Source organism: Serratia sp. JSRIV002 (assembly GCF_019968725.1).
GTDB classification, from domain to species: Bacteria; Pseudomonadota; Gammaproteobacteria; order Enterobacterales; family Enterobacteriaceae; genus Chania; species Chania fonticola_B.
The window spans coordinates 1406901-1430611 of the sequence record NZ_CP074143.1; the positions used below are offsets into that span (position 1 = coordinate 1406901).

At 54.4% G+C, this 23711-nt stretch carries 19 protein-coding genes; 13 read left to right on the forward strand and 6 right to left on the reverse strand.

Annotated features, from left to right (window positions below):
- From cyoA to KGP26_RS06405, 3 genes are all read right to left on the reverse strand, one after another.
- Nucleotides 1-954 carry a cytochrome o ubiquinol oxidase subunit II gene (gene cyoA, locus KGP26_RS06395; RefSeq protein ID WP_037375261.1) on the reverse strand — a complete coding sequence of 318 codons (954 nt, stop codon included), beginning with the start codon at nt 952-954 and terminating at the stop codon, nt 1-3.
- 445 nt (nt 955-1399) lie between these two features.
- Entirely contained in the window at nt 1400-2878 is a 1479-nt protein-coding gene (gene ampG, locus KGP26_RS06400) for a muropeptide MFS transporter AmpG (protein WP_021805485.1), read from the reverse strand.
- Nucleotides 2879-2931: 53 nt separating this feature from the next.
- Complete coding sequence (locus tag KGP26_RS06405; protein WP_021180171.1) at nt 2932-3510, reverse strand: lipoprotein; 579 nt, start codon at nt 3508-3510, stop codon at nt 2932-2934.
- A 353-nt stretch (nt 3511-3863) separates the two neighbouring features.
- Here KGP26_RS06405 and bolA point away from each other — a divergent pair, with 353 nt between their 5' ends.
- The 9 genes from bolA (at nt 3864) to KGP26_RS06450 (ending at nt 14658) form a co-directional block, all read left to right on the forward strand.
- Nucleotides 3864-4178: a transcriptional regulator BolA gene (bolA, locus tag KGP26_RS06410; protein ID WP_021805484.1), complete on the forward strand. Its 315-nt coding sequence runs from the start codon at nt 3864-3866 to the stop codon at nt 4176-4178.
- A 364-nt stretch (nt 4179-4542) separates the two neighbouring features.
- Nucleotides 4543-5847, forward strand: a complete 1305-nt coding sequence (gene tig, locus KGP26_RS06415; protein ID WP_021805483.1) for a trigger factor — start codon at nt 4543-4545, stop codon at nt 5845-5847.
- A gap of 421 nt (nt 5848-6268) precedes the next feature.
- Nucleotides 6269-6892 carry an ATP-dependent Clp endopeptidase proteolytic subunit ClpP gene (gene clpP, locus KGP26_RS06420; RefSeq protein ID WP_021180167.1) on the forward strand — a complete coding sequence of 208 codons (624 nt, stop codon included), beginning with the start codon at nt 6269-6271 and terminating at the stop codon, nt 6890-6892.
- 207 nt (nt 6893-7099) lie between these two features.
- Complete coding sequence (gene clpX / locus KGP26_RS06425; RefSeq protein WP_021180166.1) at nt 7100-8371, forward strand: ATP-dependent protease ATP-binding subunit ClpX; 1272 nt, start codon at nt 7100-7102, stop codon at nt 8369-8371.
- A 193-nt stretch (nt 8372-8564) separates the two neighbouring features.
- The gene (lon, locus tag KGP26_RS06430; RefSeq protein ID WP_021805482.1) at nt 8565-10919 is read left to right on the forward strand and encodes an endopeptidase La; all 2355 of its coding nucleotides are present in this window, start codon (nt 8565-8567) and stop codon (nt 10917-10919) included.
- A 217-nt stretch (nt 10920-11136) separates the two neighbouring features.
- Complete coding sequence (hupB, locus tag KGP26_RS06435; RefSeq protein ID WP_004954599.1) at nt 11137-11409, forward strand: nucleoid-associated protein HU-beta; 273 nt, start codon at nt 11137-11139, stop codon at nt 11407-11409.
- A gap of 170 nt (nt 11410-11579) precedes the next feature.
- The gene (ppiD, locus tag KGP26_RS06440; protein ID WP_223665165.1) at nt 11580-13460 is read left to right on the forward strand and encodes a peptidylprolyl isomerase; all 1881 of its coding nucleotides are present in this window, start codon (nt 11580-11582) and stop codon (nt 13458-13460) included.
- Nucleotides 13461-13670: 210 nt separating this feature from the next.
- Nucleotides 13671-14048, forward strand: a complete 378-nt coding sequence (locus KGP26_RS06445; protein WP_223665166.1) for a ComEA family DNA-binding protein — start codon at nt 13671-13673, stop codon at nt 14046-14048.
- A gap of 196 nt (nt 14049-14244) precedes the next feature.
- Nucleotides 14245-14658, forward strand: coding sequence for a thioesterase family protein (locus KGP26_RS06450; protein ID WP_039995774.1), 414 nt, complete (start codon nt 14245-14247; stop codon nt 14656-14658).
- Between the two features lie 36 nt (nt 14659-14694).
- Here the strand turns inward: KGP26_RS06450 and queC are convergent, their stop codons facing one another.
- Together queC and KGP26_RS06460 are read right to left on the reverse strand one after the other, a co-directional pair.
- A complete protein-coding gene (queC, locus tag KGP26_RS06455; RefSeq protein ID WP_024528383.1) occupies nt 14695-15393 on the reverse strand; it encodes a 7-cyano-7-deazaguanine synthase QueC in 699 nt (232 codons plus the stop codon).
- A gap of 164 nt (nt 15394-15557) precedes the next feature.
- Entirely contained in the window at nt 15558-17264 is a 1707-nt protein-coding gene (locus tag KGP26_RS06460) for an SgrR family transcriptional regulator (RefSeq protein WP_223665167.1), read from the reverse strand.
- A gap of 132 nt (nt 17265-17396) precedes the next feature.
- Here KGP26_RS06460 and cof point away from each other — a divergent pair, with 132 nt between their 5' ends.
- Nucleotides 17397-18218 carry an HMP-PP phosphatase gene (gene cof, locus KGP26_RS06465; RefSeq protein ID WP_223665168.1) on the forward strand — a complete coding sequence of 274 codons (822 nt, stop codon included), beginning with the start codon at nt 17397-17399 and terminating at the stop codon, nt 18216-18218.
- A gap of 79 nt (nt 18219-18297) precedes the next feature.
- On the opposite strand, the gene KGP26_RS06470 is transcribed toward cof, so the two are convergent.
- Nucleotides 18298-19347, reverse strand: coding sequence for a PLP-dependent cysteine synthase family protein (locus KGP26_RS06470; RefSeq protein WP_094981194.1), 1050 nt, complete (start codon nt 19345-19347; stop codon nt 18298-18300).
- A 122-nt stretch (nt 19348-19469) separates the two neighbouring features.
- Here KGP26_RS06470 and KGP26_RS06475 point away from each other — a divergent pair, with 122 nt between their 5' ends.
- The 3 genes from KGP26_RS06475 to KGP26_RS06485 all read left to right on the forward strand — a co-directional run bounded on the left by KGP26_RS06475 (nt 19470) and on the right by KGP26_RS06485 (nt 23558).
- Nucleotides 19470-19931, forward strand: coding sequence for an Lrp/AsnC family transcriptional regulator (locus KGP26_RS06475; RefSeq protein ID WP_223665169.1), 462 nt, complete (start codon nt 19470-19472; stop codon nt 19929-19931).
- An 80-nt stretch (nt 19932-20011) separates the two neighbouring features.
- Complete coding sequence (locus tag KGP26_RS06480) at nt 20012-21787, forward strand: SmdA family multidrug ABC transporter permease/ATP-binding protein (RefSeq protein WP_223665170.1); 1776 nt, start codon at nt 20012-20014, stop codon at nt 21785-21787.
- Nucleotides 21780-23558 (forward strand): SmdB family multidrug efflux ABC transporter permease/ATP-binding protein, encoded by a 1779-nt coding sequence (locus KGP26_RS06485; RefSeq protein WP_223665171.1) that lies wholly within the window; start codon nt 21780-21782, stop codon nt 23556-23558. Before KGP26_RS06480 ends, KGP26_RS06485 begins: the two co-directional genes overlap by 8 nt.
- Nucleotides 23559-23711: the final 153 nt, after the last annotated feature.

The window sequence follows — 23711 nt, forward strand, 5'->3', positions numbered from 1 at the left end:
TTATTCCTCGGCTCCGGCGTGAGCATGTTCACTCATGTCCATACCCTGGCTCATGTCCATGCCCTGATGCGCGGAAGCTTCTGCGCCTTTGTGCATGTGCATATCACCCATGAATTTGCCAATTGTCTCTTTGAACAAATTCGGTTTGACACTGGAGAAGTACTCAACCGGGTTGTTTTCACTCGGCTCTGCCAGTTTGTTAAAATCGCTGGTGGCGTTAAGGGTATTAGACGATTCTTTCACCTTGGCTACCCACTGATCGAAGTCGCCTTCGGTCGGGGTGACAATGGCGGTGAATTTCATGCCGGAGAACCCACGGCCACTGAAGCTGCTGGAAATACCATCGTATTTGCCTGCTTCGTTGCCGATCAGGTGCAGTTTGGTCTGCATCCCGGCCATCGCATAAATCTGCCCACCTAACTGAGGAATAAAGAACGAGTTCATTACCGAGTTAGAGGTGACTTTGAATTCGACGGGAACATCTTTCGGGAAAGCCAGCTCATTAACGGTCGCGATCCCCTGCTCTGGGTAGATGAACAGCCATTTCCAGTCTAACGATACCACTTCGATAGTCATTGGCTTTTTGTCGGCGACAATCGGCCTGAATGGATCCAGCGCGTGGGTTGTTTTCCAGGTTATGGTGCCAAGGATGGCGATGATAATGATTGGAATGGTCCAGACGACCGCTTCAATCTTGTTGGAGTGTGACCAATTCGGACTGTACTTGGCGCTCTTGTTGGAAGCACGATACTTCCAAGCAAAGGCAAATGCCATGAAGATCACTGGCACCACAACGATCAGCATCAAGCCGATTGCCGTGAGGATCAGTCTTCGTTGCTCAACACCTATTGCTCCTTTGGGATCCATCAACACCATATCGCAACCGCTTAGCAGAACGGTGGCGACAATTAAGGATAACATCCCAATACTTTTATTGTATTTCTTAAGTCTCATCTAACGACCCCAATTACCAAGGCTCTATATTGTCGTTTCATGTGTGCGGGCATTTTACGGGAAGGTTGCAGTACTGTAAACATACTTAAGAGAGTGTCAGCGGCTTGTTGACACTTTCTGTTAAGGGGGTCACACATGTAACGTAAGGTGACAATTTACTAATGGCAACAACGTGTTGGCGAGCTGAATCGTTCCGGGGGGATGCTATGTCATGGAAAACCAAGGGTATGTCAGGATATGGCGTCAGCGGTGGCGATGTTTGAATAGGCGCAAAAAGGTTTATTTAATGTAAAATTTTTGTTTTGTTGAGGTGAATTAAAATCTATTTCCGAGCGTTTTACTCGGGTAAAAAAATAGCTTTGGCGAAAATATTAAATTTTTAACGAAATAAATTCGTTTTTCTGATGCTTTTTTGTTGGCCGAATTTTATCGGCCAACAAAAAAATCACGCTAATTGCGTTCGGCGCAACGCCAGGTAGTCCAACAGGCTGCCCATGATAATCCCCACCAGACTCAGCATGGCACCGGTTTGCAGGAGCTGCACGGCGAGGTCGGGCCAGTTGGTCCAATTCAGCGCGTTGGCGATCAGCAACAGCAGCCATACGCCTAGCAGCGAGCAGCCGATGCCCAACAGACGCAATGCCCAGCGGTAGGCGGCACGAAACTCAGTGCGTGGCATGAAGTTGTCGGTGCGTTGCGTGTACTCCAATGTCTGGCGGCAGATTAACAGCAGCAACAGGCCTGGAACCGCAGCCGCGATGGAGAACAGATAAAACAGTGGCCAGCCATGGGCGGTCACGAACCAACCGGCAATCGGCCCGACGTAAACACGGCCAACGGCGGAGAGCGCCGAGAGCAGGGCAAACTGGGTGGCGGAGAAGGATTTGTTGCACAGGGTCATCAGCAGGGCGACAAAGGCTGCCGTGCCCATACCGCCACACAGGTTTTCCAGGAAAATGGCGCTGCCCATCGTCAGGATGTTTTTAGCGGTGATTGCCAACAGCCAGTAACCGATGTTGGATACTGCCTGCAAAATGCCGAACAGCATCAGTGCCCGGAACAGGCTGAGACGCTGCATCAAGACGCCGCCGAACAGGGCCCCGACGATGGTGGCAAACAGACCGAGCGTTTTGTTCACCAGACCGACCTCGCCAGCATCGAATCCGACGCCGCGGATCAGAAAGGTGGTACTCAAACTCCCGGCAAAGGCGTCACCCATCTTATACATCACGATCAGCAACAGGATCAGCCAGGCATTGTTACGGGCGAAAAAGTCACGCAGCGGAGCGACTACCGCCATCTCGAGGGTGCGCGGTGCAGGAATGCTGTCGTCCGGTTCTGGTGCCATCAGCGTAGCGGCTACGCCAATTAGCATCAGCCCGGCCATTAACCAGTAAGTCGCCTGCCAGCCGAAATAGCGATCGGCCAGCCACAAGGCCAGCCCGCCGGAAACCAGCATCGCCAGGCGATAACCCAGTACCGAGACTGCGGCCCCGGCACCGCGTTCTTCGGCCGCCAGCAGATCGGTTTTGTAGGCGTCAAAAACAATATCCTGTGAGGCAGAACAGAATGCCACCACCACCGCCAGCGTGGCCAGCCACCACAGGTGCTGTGACGGATTCATAAACCCCATCGCCACGATGGCCACTACCAGCAGCAACTGGCTGATCAACAGCCAGCCACGCCGCCGCCCAAGGAACGGGGGAGTGTAGCGATCCATAAACGGAGACCAGAGGAACTTGAACACGTAGGCCTGACCTACCAGTGAGAAGATACCAATGGTTTTCAGATCTAGGCCTTCGACGGTCATCCAGGCTTGCAGCGTGCCGGAGGTCAATGCCAGCGGCAGCCCCGAGGCAAAGCCCAACACCAACAGGATGACGGAATTACGCTGGGTAAAAATATTCAGATACTGTTTCGACATGAGATCCCGATCTGCGCTGCCCTGTAAACCGAGCAGCGCGAGGCATTGCCTGATTAACGTGCGTTTTGCTTGATAAAGTCGTTGACGCTGGTGTCTTGAGCCATATCGGCGATGACGTCACCCAGCACGGTGTTGACCGCATCGGTGATTTTTTCATTGCTGGCGGTGAAGGCCCCCTGCACGTTATAGGTAGACCGGTAGTTCTTCACCTGCTTGTTGCCGTTTTTCGCCTGCGCGATGATTGAAATATCCGCTTTGGTGGTGATGTTGTAGCGCAGGTTGCCTTGGGAAACGTCGGCAAACAGCGTATTCACCACGATCTGCAAATCAACCGCACCTGATGGCCCAATCATATAGCCACGCGCGCCCATTTGCTTTTCCAGCACTTCTTGTAGCAGGAAACGCAGATCGCGCGATGGGGTCAGGGTGATCAGTTGGCCGTCACGGTTCACTTTGGCCAGCGCCTGGTCTGGGCGTTGATCGGCACCGTTAATGCTGATGGTGATCCCTTGCAGGGTTGGGTCCTGCTGTGGCAACACGATCTTCGGGGTTACGTTCAGGGTATTGGTGCTGGTAGCACAGCCAGCCAACAGCAGTGCAGCCAGCAGCGGAAGACAAAGTTTTTTTAACATTATGACTGTCTCATCAATCGTGGTTTTATACCCGGTGCTGTTCAAGCCCGCGGGCAGGGTTGTGGGTGCTTGATAATCAAAGCGCTAGAGTCAACGATAAATTGCCGCCATCATAGCATTGCCAACAACGGGGGGAAGTGTTGAAGGTGGCCGTGACGTAAATTTTTCCTCAACCAGAATAAAAACAGGCTTTTTTGCGAGGCTCAATCGGATAAACCTCAACTGAGCCGCTTTTGTTGATGCTTTTTACAGCAAAGAGCGGTGGGATTTACGATAGCCATGTTCTGCAGGGGGCAAAACCGACTAATATTAAAGTAGAACCTGGTAGCCTGCCGGTGTTGTAAGGAGATCCTATGATCCGCGAGCAAATAGAAGCAAAGTTAAGGGCGGCGTTTGAACCCGCGTATCTGGAAGTGACTGATGAGAGCTATCGGCATAATGTTCCCGCTGGATCCGAAAGTCATTTCAAAGTGGTGTTGGTGAGCGACCGCTTTGTCGGCGAACGGTTCCTGACCCGCCATCGCTCCATTTATGGCGTGTTGGCGGAGGAACTGGAAAACGGCGTACACGCGCTGGCATTGCATACCTATACCTTGAAAGAGTGGGAAGGGCTGCAGGATACCGTTCCGGCCTCACCACCTTGTCGTGGGGCGGGCACACTGGCTTAATACCTAAAATTTACGGTATCAGTGGAACTTTTACCCGTATTTAAGGTATTACTACTGACGAATTTTGCAACGGCCTGCGGGCCGTTGCTGTTTTTGACGACGACAAAGCCGAAGGCGTTTGCAGCTCTGATGGCCATGGCATCAAGGTATTTGGGCGAAAAATCGGCAAAAGTGTGATTTTTAACGCGCCAGTGCTGCCTTGCCATCCTCGACTAGCTGCGCTTGCGCCGCTATAATGTCGCGTCTATTTTTTCCGGAATGGTTTCGGAACGCTCTCGACATCAGGGAACTCGGTTTTTAATGTAGCCGTCCTGGTTCTTGGAACGGAGTTGACCGAGCACTGTGATTTTTTTGAGGTAACAAGATGCAAGTTTCAGTAGAAACCACTCAAGGCCTTGGGCGCCGTCTCTCTATTACTGTACCCGCTGATGTTATCAATCAGGCAGTAAAGAAAGAGCTGATCAACGCAGCTAAAAGCGTACGTATCGACGGTTTCCGTAAAGGCAAAGTGCCAATGAACATCGTCGAACAGCGTTATGGCGCCTCCGTCCGTCAGGACGTGCTGGGCGATCTGATGCAGCGCAACTTTGTTGACGCGATCATCAAAGAGAAAATCAACCCGGCCGGTGCACCAAACTACGTACCGGGCGAGTATAAAGAAGGCGAAGATTTCGCTTTCACCGTGGAATTCGAAGTTTATCCAGAAGTTGAGCTGAAAGGCCTGGAAAGCATCGAGGTTGAAAAACCTGTAGTTGAAGTTAACGACGCCGATGTTGATACCATGCTGGAAACTCTGCGTAAGCAGCAGGCGACCTGGAAAGACACCGACGGCGCAGCCACTGCTGAAGACCGCGTGACCGTTGACTTCACCGGCTCTATCGACGGTGAAGAGTTTGAAGGCGGTAAAGCTGCCGATTTCGTTCTGGCCATGGGCCAGGGCCGCATGATCCCGGGCTTCGAAGAAGGTCTGGTGGGTCATAAAGCCGGTGAAGAGTTCACCATCGACGTCAACTTCCCAGAAGATTACCACGCTGAAAACCTGAAAGGGAAAGCGGCCAAGTTCGCTATCGTGCTGAAGAAAGTTGAACAGCGCGAGCTGCCAGAACTGACTGAAGAGTTCATCAAGCGTTTCGGCGTGGCTGATGGTTCTCTCGCCGGTCTGCGTACCGAAGTGCGTAAAAACATGGAGCGCGAACTGAAAGGCGCCGTGCGTAACCGCATCAAGACTCAGGCTATCGACGGTCTGGTCAACGCTAACGAAATCGACGTGCCAGCGGCACTGATCGACGGCGAAGTCGACGTTCTGCGTCGTCAGGCTGCACAGCGTTTTGGTGGCAACGAGAAGCAAGCGTTGGAACTGCCACGCGAACTGTTCGAAGAGCAAGCCAAACGTCGCGTTGTGGTCGGCCTGCTGTTGGGCGAAGTGATCAGCACCAACGATCTGAAAGCCGATGAAGAGCGCGTCAAGACCCTGATCGAAGAAATGGCTTCCGCCTACGAAGATCCGAGCGAAGTTGTTGAGTTCTACAGCAAAAACAAAGAGCTGATGAACAACATGCGTAACGTTGCTCTGGAAGAACAAGCGGTAGAAGCCCTGCTGGCTAAAGCGAAAGTGACTGAAAAAGCCACTACCTTCAGCGAGCTGATGAACCAGACTCAACAAGCTTAATGCTGGTTGATGCCAGGAACGGCCTGATGGCAGGTCCATTGCCGTAGCAGGGAGTTCCTTACAAGGCCCGTAACTTTGGTTACGGGCTTTTCTTTTGCCACGTGACTGATTAATCTCGGCTTAACTGTGGCAATATGCACTATATTTATTGGGACGAGGATGAATGGCGGTAGCGGAAGGCCAGTGGTTGTGACCTTGCCTGCCACACAGGGATGTTGGTGAAATTGTTCACCGGGCTTGAAATTCGCTCTGTGACCCCCCAATTCCTACAACAGTATGGGCCGCTTTATCCGCCTGGCGGAATGATAGCGCCGTCAAATCAGTGTGGAGCCTGTCGATGGCTTGAACGTAGTCATGATGGCCGTTCTCAAGTAGAATCGACAGACAATGGCGCCAAGGCAATTTCTATTAGGAGACGGTAATGTCATACAGTGGCGAACGAGACCAATTTGCACCTAACATGGCACTGGTGCCGATGGTGGTAGAGCAGACTTCGCGCGGGGAGCGTTCTTACGATATTTATTCCCGCCTGCTGAAAGAGCGCATTATCTTCCTGACCGGCCAGGTTGAAGATCATATGGCTAATCTGATCGTGGCGCAGATGTTGTTCCTCGAGGCAGAAAGCCCAGAAAAAGATATTTTCCTGTATATCAACTCACCGGGCGGCGTGATCACGGCGGGTATGTCAATCTATGACACCATGCAGTTTATCAAACCGGACGTCAGCACCATCTGTATGGGGCAGGCGTGTTCCATGGGGTCGTTCTTGCTGACGGCAGGCACCAAGGGCAAGCGTTTCTGCCTGCCAAACTCCAGAGTGATGATCCACCAGCCGCTGGGCGGCTACCAGGGCCAGGCAACGGATATTGAAATCCATGCGCGTGAGATCCTGAAGGTGAAGGCTCGCATGAATGAGCTGATGGCACAGCATACCGGCCAATCGTTGGAGCAGATCGAACGTGATACCGAACGTGACCGCTTCATGACGGCGGAAGAATCGGTAGAATACGGTCTGGTCGACAGCATTCTGACGCACCGCAGCTAAAACTATATCCAAAGGGCCGCAAGCTGTAGAGCGTACCTGCCGCCTGAAGGGTTATGGGTAGCGCGCGGCTTGCGGGCCGATAGGCTATAGTATTCAGAGCGAGCCTGGCTCGCTTTAAACAGCGTTATCGGCGTTCCCGGTATAAAGTTTGGGCGCATTGTCGCCGCGTAATGGTGCGGGACAAAGACAAAAGAAGAGGTTTGACTCATGACAGATAAGCGCAAAGACGGTTCAGGAAAGTTGCTGTACTGCTCTTTCTGCGGCAAAAGCCAGCATGAAGTGCGTAAGCTGATTGCCGGTCCGTCAGTGTATATCTGCGATGAATGTGTTGATCTGTGTAACGACATTATTCGCGAAGAGATTAAAGAAGTTGCGCCGCATCGCGAGCGTAATTCATTGCCGACACCGCACGAAATTCGTCACCACCTGGACGATTATGTTATCGGCCAGGAACAGGCGAAAAAAGTGCTGGCGGTGGCGGTCTATAACCACTACAAACGCCTGCGTAACGGCGATACCAGCAATGGCATCGAACTGGGCAAAAGCAATATTTTGTTGATCGGCCCAACCGGTAGCGGCAAAACCTTGCTGGCAGAAACGCTGGCACGTTTCCTGGATGTGCCTTTCACCATGGCCGATGCCACGACGTTGACCGAAGCCGGTTACGTGGGTGAGGACGTGGAAAACATCATCCAGAAACTGTTGCAGAAATGCGACTATGACGTGCAGAAAGCCCAACGCGGCATCGTCTATATCGATGAAATTGACAAGATTTCACGTAAGTCAGACAACCCGTCCATCACCCGTGACGTTTCGGGCGAAGGCGTGCAGCAGGCGCTGCTGAAGCTGATCGAAGGCACGATTGCGGCGGTTCCACCACAGGGTGGGCGTAAACATCCGCAGCAGGAATTCCTGCAGGTGGACACCTCCAAGATCCTGTTTATCTGTGGCGGTGCGTTTGCCGGCCTGGATAAGGTGATTGGCCAGCGTGTTAACACCGGTTCCGGTATCGGTTTTGGTGCCACGGTGAAGGGTGAATCTGAAAAAGCCACCGAAGGCGAACTGCTGTTGCAGGCAGAGCCGGAAGACTTGATCAAATTTGGCCTGATCCCGGAATTCATCGGTCGTCTGCCGGTGGTTGCCACCCTCAGCGAACTGAGCGAAGAGGCACTGATCCAGATCCTGAAAGAGCCGAAAAACGCCCTGACCAAGCAATATCAGGCGTTGTTCAATCTGGAAGGGGTCGATCTGGAATTCCGTGAGGAAGCGCTGAACGCCATCGCCAAGAAGGCCATGACGCGTAAGACGGGTGCCCGTGGTCTGCGTTCGATTGTCGAAGGCGCGCTGCTGGACACCATGTACGATCTGCCGTCGCTTGAAAGCGTAGATAAAGTGGTGATCGACGAATCGGTGATCGCTGGCCAATCCAAGCCGTTATTGATTTACGGCAAACCGGAAGCGCAGGCTTCTGGCGAATAATTAGCCAGTCAAACCAGAAAGTTAATCGTAAAAGGGGGATTTTATCCCCCTTTTCTTTTTCTCTACATTGTTACCGTTGAATGTCAGAGATTCATCCCCATATACTCATAATCCAGATTTTGTGAAACGTTTGATGCTGGCGTCTCATGAGATCCCCCTAATCCTGGCGGAAATTAAACTAAGAGAGAGCTCTATGAACCCTGAGCGTTCCGAACGCATTGAAATCCCCGTGTTGCCATTGCGCGACGTGGTGGTTTATCCGCACATGGTGATCCCGTTGTTTGTTGGCCGGGAAAAATCGATTCGGTGCCTCGAAGCCGCAATGGATCACGATAAAAAGATCATGCTGGTGGCGCAGAAAGAGGCCTCGACGGATGAACCTGGCATTAACGATCTGTTCTCGGTCGGTACCGTTGCATCGATTTTACAGATGCTGAAACTGCCGGACGGCACGGTCAAGGTGCTGGTCGAAGGTTTACAGCGTGCGCGTATTACCACGCTCTCCGACAGCGGCGAACACTTCGCTGCCCAGGCTGAATATCTTGAATCACCGGCTATCGACGAGCGTGAGCAGGAAGTCCTGGTGCGCACGGCGATCAATCAGTTTGAAGGCTACATCAAGCTGAACAAAAAAATTCCACCGGAGGTGCTGACGTCATTGAACAGCATCGACGACGCTGCACGCCTGGCGGATACCATCGCTGCGCATATGCCGCTGAAGCTCAGCGACAAGCAGTCGGTGCTGGAAATGTTCGATATCACCGAGCGTCTTGAGTACCTGATGGCGATGATGGAGTCGGAAATTGACCTGCTACAGGTTGAGAAGCGCATCCGTAACCGCGTCAAGAAACAGATGGAAAAGAGCCAGCGCGAGTACTATCTGAATGAGCAGATGAAGGCGATTCAGAAAGAACTGGGCGAGATGGACGACACGCCGGATGAACACGAGGCGTTGAAGCGCAAGATCGAAGCGGCCAAAATGCCGAAAGAAGCGCGTGAGAAAACCGAAGCGGAACTGCAAAAGCTGAAAATGATGTCGCCGATGTCTGCGGAAGCGACCGTCGTGCGTGGCTATATCGACTGGATGATCCAGGTGCCGTGGAATGCGCGCAGCAAGGTGAAAAAAGACCTGCTCAAGGCGCAGGAAGTGCTCGATACCGATCACTACGGCCTGGAACGCGTCAAAGACCGCATCCTTGAGTATCTTGCAGTGCAGAGCCGCGTCAGCAAAATCAAGGGTCCGATCCTGTGTCTGGTAGGGCCTCCTGGCGTGGGTAAAACCTCGCTGGGGCAGTCGATCGCTCGCGCGACCGGCCGCCAATATGTCCGTATGGCGCTGGGCGGCGTACGTGACGAAGCAGAGATTCGCGGTCACCGCCGGACTTACATCGGCTCCATGCCGGGTAAACTGATCCAGAAAATGGCCAAGGTTGGGGTGAAAAACCCGCTGTTCCTGCTCGATGAGATCGACAAGATGTCATCCGACATGCGTGGCGATCCGGCTTCAGCCCTGCTGGAAGTGCTGGATCCGGAACAGAACGTGGCGTTTAACGATCACTATCTGGAAGTGGATTACGATCTGTCCGACGTGATGTTCGTGGCGACCTCGAACTCGATGAACATCCCGGCACCGCTGCTGGACCGTATGGAAGTGATCCGTCTTTCTGGCTACACCGAAGACGAAAAGCTGAACATCGCCAAACAGCACCTGTTGCCGAAGCAGCTTGAACGCAACGCGTTGAAGAAAGGCGAATTGACGGTAGATGACAGTGCCATTATCGGCATCATCCGCTATTACACCCGTGAAGCCGGGGTGCGTAGCCTGGAGCGTGAAATTTCCAAGCTGTGCCGTAAAGCGGTCAAGTCGCTGCTGATGGACAAGAAGCTCAAACACATCGAGATCAACGGCGAGAACCTCAAGGACTATCTGGGCGTTCAGCGTGTTGATTACGGCCGTGCAGACACCGAAAACCGCGTAGGCCAGGTAACCGGGCTGGCGTGGACGGAAGTGGGCGGCGATCTGCTGACCATCGAAACTGCCTGCGTACCGGGCAAAGGCAAGCTGACCTACACCGGTTCTTTGGGTGAAGTGATGCAGGAGTCGATCCAGGCCGCGTTGACCGTGGTACGTGCACGTGCAGAGAAGTTGGGCATCAACGCCGATTTCTATGAAAAACGTGATATCCACGTCCACGTGCCCGAAGGGGCGACGCCGAAAGACGGCCCAAGCGCCGGTATTGCCATGTGTACCGCGCTGGTTTCCTGCCTGACAGGCAACCCGGTGCGCGCCGATGTGGCGATGACCGGCGAGATCACCTTGCGTGGTCATGTGTTGCCGATTGGCGGCCTGAAAGAGAAGCTGCTGGCGGCACACCGTGGCGGTATCAAAACCGTGCTGATCCCTTACGAGAACAAGCGCGATTTGGAAGAGATCCCGGACAACGTCATTGCCGATCTGGAGATCCATCCGGTACAGCGGATCGATGAAGTTTTGAACATCGCACTGGTTAATCCGGCCTTCGGCGCACAGCCGGTAGCGGTAAAATAGTGACGTATAGCAAAAACCATTGATAAAACTCATGCTGGCAAGCCAATTCGGACTTGCCAGTATTTTTTTGTGCCGCTAAGTTAGATCCCTGTCGGCTCGCGTTTCGCTGCCGTTTGGTGGCTTGCCAAGGCACGACGGGATTGATATAACAGCAGCGCTGTCGTAACCGTAGGGATTTTTTCGGTGCGACGTTTTGAATTCTAGAGGGGATGATAGAGTGAATAAGTCACAACTGATCGACAAAATTGCCGCGGGTGCTGATATTTCTAAAGCGGCAGCAGGGCGTGCTTTGGACGCCATTATTGCTTCCGTTACCGATTCCTTGAAAGAAGGGGATGACGTGGCTCTGGTTGGTTTCGGTTCTTTCACCGTGCGTGAGCGTTCAGCTCGTACCGGCCGTAACCCGCAAACGGGTAAAGAGATTAAAATCGCGGCAGCCAAAGTTCCGGCTTTCCGTGCAGGGAAAGCCCTGAAAGACGCAGTAAACTGATTACGGCGTTTAATCGCATCGCGTCGCCGGTAAACAATCACCTGACGCAGCGGTATTGGTAAGGTAAGATATAAGGCGCATCAGGTTGATGCGCTTTTTTTATTTTTGTCGCAGGGAACGCGCCTGCACAAGGGTTGTTAATCCACATCACAGCGGAGTGTTGTCACACTATGATGGACAATTTACGCGCGGCTGCTAACCACGTCGTGCTAAAAATCATCCTGGGGCTGATTATCTTGTCATTTCTTTTGACTGGAGTAGTCAGCTATCAGGGAAGTGCCGGCGATTACGCTGCGAAAGTAAATGGCCAGGTGATCGAACGCGCCCAGCTGGAACAGGCTTTCCAGAGTGAACGTAGCCGGATGCAGCAGGAACTGGGTGACCGTTTCTCTGCCATGGCTGGCAACGAAGGCTACATGCAGCAGATGCGCCAGCAGGTGCTGTCTCAACTGATCGACAAGTCGCTGCTGGACCAGTACGCGAAGACGCTGGGCCTGAGCGCCAGTGACGATCAGGTGAAAGAGGCCATCCGTCAAGAAAGCTATTTCCAGACGGACGGCAAATTCGACAACGCCAAATATCTCGACCTGATTACCCGTTCGGGCTTTAGCGCCGATCAATATGCGCAATATACACGCCAGCGGTTAATCAACCAGCAGATGATCCAGGGCTTTGGCGGTTCCGATATCGTCACACCCAGCGAAGCACAGTCTATGGTTGCCCTGGTTCTGCAAGAGCGCGACGTGCGTCTGGCGACGATCGATCTCAATACCATGATGGCCAAGCAAACCGTCACCGACGAAGAGCTGAAGGCCTTCTTCGAGCAGAATAAAAACAGCTTCATCGCGCCAGAGAAGGTGAAAGTGAGCTTTATCCCGCTGGATGCCGCGGCATTGCAGGATACTGTGACCGTTACCGAAGCGGATATCAGCGCCTATTACGATGGGCACCAGAGCAGCTTTGGCCAGCCGGAACGCAAAAAATTCAGCGTGATCCAGCTGAAAACCGAAGCGGATGCCAAAGCGGTATTGGAAGAGCTGAAAAACGGTGGCGATTTCGCTGCATTGGCGAAAGAGAAATCTACCGACATCATCTCGCGCCGTACCGGTGGCGAAATGGACTGGATGGAACCAGATACCACGGCAGACGAAATGAAACAGGCAAACCTGACCGAGAAAGGCCAACTGTCTGGCGTAGTGAAGTCTTCAGTGGGTTACCTGATCGTGCGCCTGGACGATATCAAGCCAGCGCTGGTGAAGCCATTGAGCGAAGTGCATGATGCTATCGCCAAGCAGCTCAAGCAGGAAAAAGCGGTAGATGCCTACTATGCGCTGCAGCAGAAAGTCAGCGAGGCGGCGACCAGCGATAACGAGTCCCTGGCCTCAGCGGAAGAAGCTGCGGGTATCAAGGCGGCTAACACCGAATGGTTTACCCGTGACTCGGTACCTGCTGCGTTGAACTTCAAGCCGGTTGTGCAGGCCATCTTCGATGGTTCGCTGATTGGCGAGAACGGCGCACCAGGCAGCAACTCTGACGTCATCACCGTTGACGGTGACCGTGCATTCGTGGTTCGCGTTGTGGCCCATCAGCCGGAAGGGATTGAACCTTTCGACAAGGTGAAAGATCGCGTAACCGCGATGGTCAAACACAACAAGGCACTGCAAGAAGCCAAGCTGCAGGGTGAAAAACTGCTGGTTGAGCTGAAGCAGGGCAAAGGCGATGAGGCGATGAAAGCCGCTGGTCTGAGCTTCGGCAGCGTACAGAAAATGGCACGCGCCCCGGAAGACAGCCAACTGGTGGAAGCCGTATTCGCACTGCCGCACCCGGAAGCCGGTAAAGTGGTTTACGGTATGTCACAGGATGCTCAAGGGAACGTGGTGTTGATCGCTCTGGATAGCGTTAAGCCAGGCACTCTGCCAGCAGACGAAATGAAAACCTTCGTCAGCAACATGGAGAAAGGAAGCGCTAGCGTGACCTTCGATGCCCTGCTGACTAACCTGCGCAAAGAAGCCAAGATCAAAATGGGTGCCGCTGAGCAGCAACAGCCGTAATCTCCGCTCTCTGGTTTTGTAGGGGGTGCAGCATGCTGCGCCCGTATTCCTCCCTACAGTGGACGGGAATAAGCACCGCATTTCTTTGCAACAGCTTGCAATACTCAAAGGCCGCTTTCGCGGCCTTTTCCACATTTAAACTCTGCCATTTGCCGATCTTCCGCCGCTGCGGCAAGGTAACCTTGCTGTCAAACACAAGGAGGATACAGCATGCAACTTAGCGAAAATAAAGCCATTATCCGTTTTACCGTTATCCGCCAGCTACTCTTGGCGGCGGCGCTGTTTGGCCTGGTAGGGAGCTCGGCCATTGCTGCAGAGAAACCCTCTCAGGGGCAACCACAGGCCGCGGTGGTGTCACCTAAGGTCAGCCCTGAAGCGCCAAGCGAGGGTGAAGCCAAGGTCAGCATTAACCAGGCAGATGCAGAGGCGCTAGCCACCGTGTTGAACGGCGTAGGGCTGAAAAAGGCAGAGGCCATAGTGCGCTACCGCGAACAGAACGGGCCGTTTAGCGAAATAGACCAGCTACAGGAGGTGCCGGGGATCGGCCCCTCCCTGGTGGAAAGAAATCGTGATCGGCTGAAAATGTGATCCCGCTCGCGGCTGCGTGGCAAAGTGCCCTCGCAGCCGCGCTGCTCTGCTACATTTTACAGGTCATACCAGTCGTCCATCGCAAACTCTTTGCCAAGCCCTGCGGTATCAGCATGCGGTCTGCAAGGAGGGATATCACTGAACGGGTATGCCGGTATTAATTTGTTATCACCAGAGCAGGAGCGGTCGTTTCACTATGCAGACTTATATCAAAGTTCGTGGCTATCATCTTGATGTCTATCAACACGTTAATAATGCCCGGTATCTGGAATTTCTGGAGGAGGCGCGCTGGGAATGGCTGGAGGATCTGGATGCTTTCCACTGGATGACGCAAAACAACATCGCGTTTATCGTGGTGAACATCAATATCAATTATCGTAAGCCTGCCGTATTGGGGGATAAGCTGCGCATCGATAGCCAGATGCTGCAACTCAATGGCAAGAGCGGCGTGCTGAGCCAGCAGGTATTGCTGGAGCCGGAGGGGACCGTGGTCGCCGACGCGACGCTGACCTTTGTCTGTATCGATTTGAAAACCCAGCGGGCACTGCCGATTGAAGGCGCACTGCGTGAACACCTGGTGGCACTACAACAAAAGGATCAGCAGGCCTGATTGACTGGGCGACGCTATCGCCGCCCATAAACGAGTTCAAACCAAGCCGGTTTTCCGCTTCAGGCTGGCCATCACGCCGACCTTGTCCTGCTGATACTGCTGCAATCCGTTGGCGCGCAGGTGGCAGGCTGCACATTCACCACAACCGTCGCCTTGAACGCCGTTATAACAGGTGAGCGTCTCATGGCGGATACGTTCCAACTGTTGATAATAGTCCGCCAGCGCCCAGGTCTCAGCCTTGTTGAGCCACATCAGTGGAGTTTCAAAGCGAATATCACGGGCGATCCCCAGCACGATGGCCTGATTCAGAGCCTTAACAAACTCGTCGCGGCAATCCGGATAGCCCGAGAAATCCGTCTCGCACACGCCGGTGATCACGGCTTCGGCTTCCACCTGGTAGGCATAAATCGCCGCCAGGGTGAGGAACAGGATGTTGCGTCCCGGCACAAAGGTGCTTGGCAAGGCATCGGTCTGCGAGCTGTCGTAGGTGGGGACCGGAATGTTATCGCGAGTCAGGCTGCTGATGGCCAGCTCATTGAGCAACCCAACGTCCAAAACCTTATGCGCCTTGGCTCCCAGGGTTTGGCATAGGGCCTGGGCCACCTCGATTTCGGCGCGGTGACGCTGGCCGTAATCGAACGTGATGCAGTGAACTTCATCATACTGTTGCAATGCCTGGATCAAGCAGGTCGTGGAGTCTTGTCCACCGCTAAAAACGACGACTGCGCGTTTCATAAATCTACCTTCTGGCTAGGGCCATTCCCGATGCACATTCGGGCGGCCGGTTTATGCCCTTTACTGCCAGGTTACAGCGTTACTGGCCTGAACCTGGCGCTATTGGGCTTTATAACACACATGCGGGGATGCTATCAGAAATGCTCGCCACAGCGTAGGGCAACCTAATCATCCAGCGGTGGTGGCAGCCAAGCCTGGCAAAAATCAAACCAGCCGTAGGCGGTGAGCATCACGCCCTGTATGCGGGGAGGGGCACTGACCTGATACTGATAATTGAATAGGGGCGTGAGGATCGCCGCCCCCATCAACTGTTGATAATACGCTTTTAGCTGGCTGTAGCGTTGCAGTGGTGCTGGGCATTGCTGGATCTGTTGCAGGGTTCGCTGTTGGTATTGCCAATCCTCTTCTCGCAAAATCCCTTGCCACAGCAAATCGCGACGTAGCCAGCTTTCTAACGTCGCTTCCGGAGCTTCACCAATCAGGTTATCGGCCAGCAACAGATCGGCTTGGGCTACCTGCTCGGTACTTTGCCAACGTTTGCCGGAATAATAGCGGACCTCTAATTGGCAGCCATGCTCCGCCAGCAATTGTTGCAAAGCCTGAGTCACGCTCTCTAGTTCGATCGGTGGATGGTACAGCAGCGTCAATCGAGGGGGCAGCTCAACATCCTGTCTGACATCATGCTCAGGGATCGCCCAGCCCGGCAGCATTTCATGGCTTGGCATAATCACGCCCTGCTGGATGGGCAAACTGGCCAGCAGCCCTGAGCGCTGGATCAGCATCAGCAGCTTTTGCCCTTGTGCCTCACTCAGTACGCCACGGCGCTGGTTAATTGCCAGGTAGCACCACCCTTGGCTCATACTGCGTTGTACCGGCCGCGCCAGTGCCAGTTCTTCCTGCTGGCCGATGGTGATGCGTACCGGGTGCTGGCAACTGGTGTCGGTACTGCGAGTTGGCAGCTCTGGCGTGATCCAGTATTCGATGCTTTCAAGATAAGGATGTTGCAGATGGTAGTAAGGATGCTGTTCCAGCCGTACCATATGCGGCTCGTTTAGTGCCAGCTTAAAGGGACCAGCGCCGAGAGTCGGTAACTCTGGATGTGTCATCAGGCAGGGCAGTTCTGCCAGCCGATGCGCCAGCCAATAATCGGGCATTTGCAGATCGAACTGGACGCATAGCGCATGCGGCAGGCTGATTGCCGCCACGCTGCTCAATAATGGCTGACTGCGCGGATGGTGTTGCAGGGCGTTGAGGGTTTGCAATAGCTGTTGGCCCGTCAAGGCCTCGCCGTTATGCCATCGCAGCTGGCTGCGCAGAAAGAACTGCCAACGCAGGCCGTCTTCGCTAATCTGCCAATGATGGGCCAGATCGGGCTGTGGCTCGGGGCAACCGGTATTGAAGCGCGTCAAACCGGCATAAACGGTCGCGACCAGATGCTGTTCCGCACGGCCGCTTAGCGTCAACGGATCGAGCTTTTCCAATGTGCGGTAATAAGGGATACGCAGCGTAGGGCTGCCCTCCTGCCATTGGCCGCCGAGGTGGGGGCTTAGCAACTCTTGCAGATGCTGTGGCGCCAGCTGCGCCATTTCCAAGGCTCCCTGATGATCGCCCAGTTGCAGTAAACGTTGGAGATGCGCAGTCCGCAGTTCATCGGGGGTTTTCAGGCACTGCAACTGCGCGCGTTTCCCCCTGCCGGCCTGTGATTGCCAACTTAGCCAGCCTTGTTGCTGCAACTGCTGCACCAGAGTGCGTGCATGCCGCTCGCTACAATAGAAGATCGCAGCTAATTCACCGATCGTGATCGCCACCGGCGCGCTGCCTAGCTGGTGGTACAAACGTTGATACTGACCGAGGCGATGAACCAGGCGCATAGCGGTATCCTAGGTGTTGCAAGCGATGAAAGATAAATCAGGAAGCGTTTAGGCAAATTGTTCACTATTACTTCCGCAAATACCACCCCATACTGCGTTGATTGCCATTGTGCTCACATTTACGAGGTTCCTATGTATCGCCTGGCCGCTTTCGATATGGACGGCACCCTGCTGACCCCCGATCACCGTGTCGGGCCGGAAACGCTGAGCGCGTTAAAGCAGCTTATCGACAGGGAGATGGTGGTGACCTTTGCCACCGGGCGGCATTACCTCGATGCCCAGCCGATCATGGCGCAACTGGGTTTACAAGGTTACCTGATCACCGGTAACGGCACTCGCGTCCATGATCAGCAAGGGCAGCAACTGCATGCTACCGACTTACCGGCGGAGATTGCCGAAGAAGTGTTGCATACCCACTGGCGTACTTCTGCCAGCATGCACGTGTTTCGTGATGAGGGATGGTTGACCGAAACCGCGGTGCCGGAAATGCTGGCTGCACATCATCTCAGTGGCTTTCATTTCCAACTCACCGATTTGCGACGTCTGCCCGCATTTGGCAACAGCAAGGTCTGTTTCTGTGCTCCCCATGAAGAACTCATCAAACTGCAAGGACAGTTGAGTGAACATTTCGGCACCCGTGCCGATCTGTGCTTCTCGGCCTATGATTGCCTCGAGGTGCTGCCAAAGGGTTGCAATAAGGGTGCGGCATTGGACAAGCTGAGCCGCCATCTGGGGCTGACGTTGGCTGATTGCATGGCCTTTGGCGATGCGATGAATGATAAGGAAATGCTGGCGGGAGTCGGGCACGGCGTGGTGATGGGCAATGCACTGCCACAGTTGAAATCGTTACTACCCCAACTACAGGTTATCGGCCGCTGCGAACAGCAGGCGGTGGCTCACTATTTACAACATTGGCTGCGTTCACCACACCTCACCTATTCCCCCGAATTCTGAGGTATTAGCATTACAGCCGGCCGGGTATGACTACCCGGCTTTTTTTATCCCCTGAACTTCGCATTAATAACTTAATAACTTATTTTTCTAACAAGTTAGCCAGTTGGGTACTGTAATGCGTCAGATCGCCGATATGGTTGCTGACCCAGTCGCTGTTGTAATAGGTATCCAGATAGCGTTCACCGCTGTCGCATAGCAGGGTGACGATGGCACCTTGCTCGCCTTTATCCCGCATCTGCCTGGCCAGTTGCAGTGCTCCCCAGACGTTGGTCCCGGTGGACGCGCCTACCTTGCGGCCAAGAATACCTTCCAACCAGTAAATGGTGGCGATACTGGCGGCATCAGGCACGCGCATCATGTTGTCGATCACCGAAGGGATAAACGACGGTTCGGCGCGTGGGCGACCAATCCCTTCGATGCGGCTGCCACAGCTGCCGATGAGGGTGCGATCGCCATGATGGAAGCAGTCGTAGAACACCGAGTTTTCCGGATCGACCACGGTGAGCTGGGTATCATGCCCTTGATAGCGAATGTAGCGCCCCAGCGTTGCCGAAGTGCCGCCAGTGCCTGCACTCATCACGATGTGTTTCGGAACCGGGTGCGGTTCGCGCTCCATCTGGCGGAAAATACTGTCGGCGATGTTGTTGTTACCACGCCAGTCGGTGGCGCGTTCGGCAAAGGTGAACTGATCCATATAATGGCCGTTCAGCTCTTTGGCCAACTCCTCTGACACCGCATAAATCTGGGCAGCATGATCGACAAAATGGCTGCGGCCACCGTAAAAGGCGATTTGCTCGACCTTACGTTTAGCCGTGCAGGAAGGCATTACCGCGATAAACGGCAGGCCGAGCAGGCGAGCAAAATAGGCTTCAGATACCGCCGTGCTGCCCGATGAGGCTTCAATAATCGGCGTGTTCTGGTTGATCCAACCGTTACAGAGCCCATAAAGAAACAGCGAACGCGCCAGGCGGTGTTTCAGACTGCCGGTGGGATGGGTGCTTTCATCTTTCAGGTAAAGATAGATGCCGGGAAATTCCGGCAGGTTCAAGCGGATCAAGTGCGTATCGGCGGAGCGTTGGAAATCCGCTTCTATTTCACCAATAGCATATTTTACCCAAGCGTTTGTCATGATCTGGCCTCAAAATAGGGTCTTAATTTATGCAGTAGCATAGCGGTTCAGCGAGAAAAAAGGATTGCCATTTTTCCTGTTTAATCGCCTAATGGGAGAAATATTTTCTATGAAATCACCTTATGTTGGATAAAACAGACCGTAAACTGTTGTGCATGCTGCAACAGGACTGTACGCAATCGCTGCAAGTGCTGGCCGAAGCGGTGAATCTGACCTCAACGCCTTGCTGGAAACGGCTAAAAAAGCTGGAAGATGAAGGTTACATTCGCGCGCGTGTCGCGCTGCTGGATAATGAAAAGCTCGGGCTTGGCCTGACGGCGTTTGTGCTGATAAAAACCCAGCAGCACAGCAGCGAGTGGTATCAGAAATTTGTCGATCTCACCGCGCAGATGCCGGAAGTGTTGGCGTTTTACCGTATGGCGGGGGAGTATGATTACCTGATGCAGGTCGAGGTAGCGGACATGAAAAGCTATGACAATTTCTATAAACGCCTGGTGACCGGCGTGCCGGGGCTGATTGATGTCACTTCCAGCTTCGCGATGGAAAAAATCAAATACACCACGGCGCTACCCGTGCCAGAGTGAAATCGTCACTCTACTGTTGAATGTTAAGGTTGCAGGGCTGCAGCCGGGAATTTGTCGGATACTGTCTGGAATAAAACTGCGTGAGACTCTTTGCTCAAATCGGCTGGTATTTCCGCCGCGAGTGGCGCCGCTACCTCGGGGCCGTGGTGCTACTGATTGCCATTGCCATCCTGCAACTGCTGCCGCCTAAGCTGGTTGGCATCATTGTTGATGGTGTCACCAAGGATCAGATGTCCAACAAGGTACTGATGGCCTGGCTGGGGTTGATGATTGGTACCGCCATTGTGGTTTATCTGCTGCGCTACGTGTGGCGAGTGCTGCTGTTTGGGGCTTCCTACCAACTGGCCGTCGAACTGCGGGAAAACTTCTATCGTCAACTCAGTCGTCAGAACCCGGCCTTCTATCTGCGCCACCGTACCGGCGATCTGATGGCCAGAGCGACCAATGACGTTGACCGCGTAGTGTTTGCGGCCGGTGAAGGCGTGCTGACGCTGGTGGACTCTTTGGTGATGGGGCTGGCGGTGCTGATCGTGATGAGCACCCAGATCAGCTGGCAATTGACCCTGCTTTCCCTGATCCCGATGCCGATCATGGCGATCGTCATCAAATACTATGGCGATCAGCTGCACCAGCGTTTCAAGTCGGCGCAGGCCGCGTTCTCCAGCCTTAACGATCAGGCACAGGAGAGCATGACCAGCATCCGTATGATCAAGGCTTTTGGCCTGGAGGATCATCAGTCCAACCAGTTTGCCGAAGTGGCAGCGCAAACCGGCGCGAAGAATATGCACGTGGCGCGAATTGATGCGCGCTTTGATCCGACGATTTACATCGCTATCGGTGCGGCTAACCTGCTGGCGATCGGCGGCGGTAGCTGGATGGTGGTTAACGGTTCCCTCACGCTGGGGCAACTGACCAGCTTTGTCATGTACCTCGGCCTGATGATTTGGCCAATGCTGGCGCTAGCCTGGATGTTCAACATCGTCGAGCGCGGCAGTGCCGCCTATAGCCGTATCCGCAGCCTGCTGGAAGAGGCACCGGCCGTGAAGGATGGTGAACTCGATCTGCCCGCCGGGCGCGGCAACCTGAGTGTGGAAATCAACGCTTTCCATTATCCGCAAACCAACAAACCCGCGCTGCATGACGTGGCGTTACAGCTGCAGCCGGGGCAAATGTTGGGATTGTGTGGGCCTACCGGTTCGGGTAAATCGACGTTGCTTTCGTTGATCCAGCGTCAGTTTGATATTGATGACGGCCATATCAGCTATCACGGCTTGCCACTTACCCAGATCAAGCTCGACGAATGGCGTTCACGCCTGTCGGTCGTTAGCCAGACGCCGTTCCTGTTCTCCGATAGCGTGGCCAATAATATCGCCTTGGGCAACCCGGCGGCCACTCAGGAACAGATTGAACAGGCAGCGCGCCTGGCCAGCGTGCATGAAGATATTCTGCGTTTGCCCCAGGGTTACGAGACCGAGGTGGGTGAGCGAGGCGTGATGCTTTCTGGTGGCCAGAAACAACGTATTTCCATCGCGCGGGCGCTACTGCTGGAGGCGGAAATTCTAATCCTCGACGATGCCCTCTCGGCGGTGGATGGGCGCACCGAACACCAGATCCTGCATAACCTGCGCAGTTGGGGGCAAAACCGCACGGTGATCATCAGCGCGCACCGCCTTTCGGCCCTGACGGAAGCCAGCGAAATCCTGGTAATGCAACACGGCTCGGTGGTACAGCGCGGGCAGCATGGGAAATTGGCTAGTGAGCCTGGCTGGTATCGCGACATGTATCGTTATCAGCAATTGGAAGCGGCGTTGGATGAGGCTCCTGATAGCTCCGAGGAGGTTTTGGCCGATGAGTAAGATACAAACTATGTGGCCAACGCTGAAACGTTTGCTGGCTTATGGCTCGCCTTATCGTAAACCCCTGGGATTGGCGGTATTGATGTTGTGGGTAGCGGCGGCTGCGGAAGTCGCTGGGCCAATTCTGATCGGCTACTTTATTGATAACTACGTTGCCAAAGGACAGCTGCCGCTGATGATCGTCAGCTCCCTGGCGGTGGCTTATATCCTGCTGGAACTGCTTGCTGCGGCGTTGCACTATTTCCAGGCCATCCTGTTTAATCGGGTGGCGGTCGGGGTGGTACAACGGTTACGCACCGATGTGATGGATGCAGCCCTGCGCCAACCGCTGAGCGCCTTTGATACCCAGCCTGTTGGGCAATTGATCTCGCGGGTGACCAACGATACCGAAGTGATCAAAGATCTGTATGTGATGGTGGTGTCCACGGTACTGAAAAGTGCGGCGCTGATCGGGGCGATGCTGGTGGCGATGTTCAGCCTGGACTGGCGCATGGCGCTGGTGGCGATCTGCATTTTCCCGGCGGTGATGGTGGTGATGGGGATCTATCAATATTACAGCACGCCGATCGTGCGGCGGATGCGTAGCTACCTGGCGGATATCAACGATGGCTTCAACGAAGTGATCAGCGGCATGGGGGTGATCCAGCAGTTCCGTCAGCAGATCCGTTTTGGCGAGCGCATGAGTGCGGCCAGCCGCTCGCATTACACCGCCCGGATGCAGACGCTGCGCCTGGATGGTTTTCTGTTACGGCCACTGCTTAGCCTGTTCTCTGCCTTGGTGCTATGTGGCCTGTTGATGCTGTTTGGCTTCAGCGGTGAAGGCGCGATTGGCGTGGGGGTGCTGTATGCCTTCATCAACTATCTTGGCCGTTTGAACGAACCGTTGATTGAGCTGACCGCCCAGCAATCGATTTTGCAGCAGGCCGTGGTGGCCGGTGAGCGTATTTTCGAGCTGATGGATCGCAGCCAGCAGAGCTATGGCAGTGACGATCGCCCGTTGGCGAGCGGCCGTATTGATATCAGCGACCTGAGTTTTGCCTACCGCAGCGACAAAAAAGTGCTGCAACATATCTCGTTGCAGGTGCCGTCACGGGGTTTTGTTGCCCTGGTGGGGCATACCGGCAGCGGAAAGAGCACCCTGGCTAACCTGTTGATGGGCTATTACCCGCTGAGCGAAGGGGAAATTCGTCTGGATGGCCGCCCGTTGTCCAGCCTTTCACATCGTACCCTGCGCCAAGGCATTGCCATGGTGCAGCAAGATCCGGTGGTAATGGCGGAATCGGTGCTGGCGAACGTCACGCTTGGTCGCTCTATCGGTGAAGAGGCGGTCTGGCAGGCGCTGGAAACGGTGCAACTGGGTGAACTGGTGCATAGCTTCCCACAGGGCATCCATACGCGCCTGGGGGAGCAGGGGAATAATCTGTCCGTAGGACAGAAGCAGTTGTTGGCCTTGGCGCGTGTGTTGGTCCAGGCACCGCAGATCCTGATCCTGGATGAAGCGACCGCCAATATAGATTCCGGCACCGAGCAGGCGATCCAACGCGCCCTACGGCTGATCCGCGAGCAGACGACGCTGGTGGTGATCGCCCACCGCCTTTCAACCATTGTGGATGCCGACTCTATTCTGGTACTGCATCGCGGTCATGCCGTGGAGCAGGGGAACCATCAGCAGTTGTTGGCACAGCGGGGTCGCTACTACCAAATGTATCAGCTACAACTGGTGGGTGAAGAGTTGGCAGCCACGACGCGCGACGAAACTCAGCCCGCATAATCTTAAGCAAGGGCTCCGCTCCAGGAGCCCGCACCACCAACAGGCAATAGCGCTTTTCAACTCCCTCCTACTGCACTTTCCCAACGCGTAATGCACCAAAAAAGTGCGCAATCTTCCGGCTGCGATCTCTGCTTTCGTCCAGTGCTGGCCTCT

Coding starts and splice junctions, on each gene's coding strand:
- cyoA (WP_037375261.1), bottom strand. CDS start 954: ATGAGACTTAAGAAATACAATAAAAGTATTGGGATGTTATCCTTAATT.
- ampG (WP_021805485.1), bottom strand. CDS start 2,878: ATGTCGAAACAGTATCTGAATATTTTTACCCAGCGTAATTCCGTCATC.
- KGP26_RS06405 (WP_021180171.1), bottom strand. CDS start 3,510: ATGTTAAAAAAACTTTGTCTTCCGCTGCTGGCTGCACTGCTGTTGGCT.
- bolA (WP_021805484.1), top strand. CDS start 3,864: ATGATCCGCGAGCAAATAGAAGCAAAGTTAAGGGCGGCGTTTGAACCC.
- tig (WP_021805483.1), top strand. CDS start 4,543: ATGCAAGTTTCAGTAGAAACCACTCAAGGCCTTGGGCGCCGTCTCTCT.
- clpP (WP_021180167.1), top strand. CDS start 6,269: ATGTCATACAGTGGCGAACGAGACCAATTTGCACCTAACATGGCACTG.
- clpX (WP_021180166.1), top strand. CDS start 7,100: ATGACAGATAAGCGCAAAGACGGTTCAGGAAAGTTGCTGTACTGCTCT.
- lon (WP_021805482.1), top strand. CDS start 8,565: ATGAACCCTGAGCGTTCCGAACGCATTGAAATCCCCGTGTTGCCATTG.
- ppiD (WP_223665165.1), top strand. CDS start 11,580: ATGATGGACAATTTACGCGCGGCTGCTAACCACGTCGTGCTAAAAATC.
- KGP26_RS06445 (WP_223665166.1), top strand. CDS start 13,671: ATGCAACTTAGCGAAAATAAAGCCATTATCCGTTTTACCGTTATCCGC.
- KGP26_RS06450 (WP_039995774.1), top strand. CDS start 14,245: ATGCAGACTTATATCAAAGTTCGTGGCTATCATCTTGATGTCTATCAA.
- queC (WP_024528383.1), bottom strand. CDS start 15,393: ATGAAACGCGCAGTCGTCGTTTTTAGCGGTGGACAAGACTCCACGACC.
- KGP26_RS06460 (WP_223665167.1), bottom strand. CDS start 17,264: ATGCGCCTGGTTCATCGCCTCGGTCAGTATCAACGTTTGTACCACCAG.
- cof (WP_223665168.1), top strand. CDS start 17,397: ATGTATCGCCTGGCCGCTTTCGATATGGACGGCACCCTGCTGACCCCC.
- KGP26_RS06470 (WP_094981194.1), bottom strand. CDS start 19,347: ATGACAAACGCTTGGGTAAAATATGCTATTGGTGAAATAGAAGCGGAT.
- KGP26_RS06475 (WP_223665169.1), top strand. CDS start 19,470: ATGTTGGATAAAACAGACCGTAAACTGTTGTGCATGCTGCAACAGGAC.
- KGP26_RS06485 (WP_223665171.1), top strand. CDS start 21,780: ATGAGTAAGATACAAACTATGTGGCCAACGCTGAAACGTTTGCTGGCT.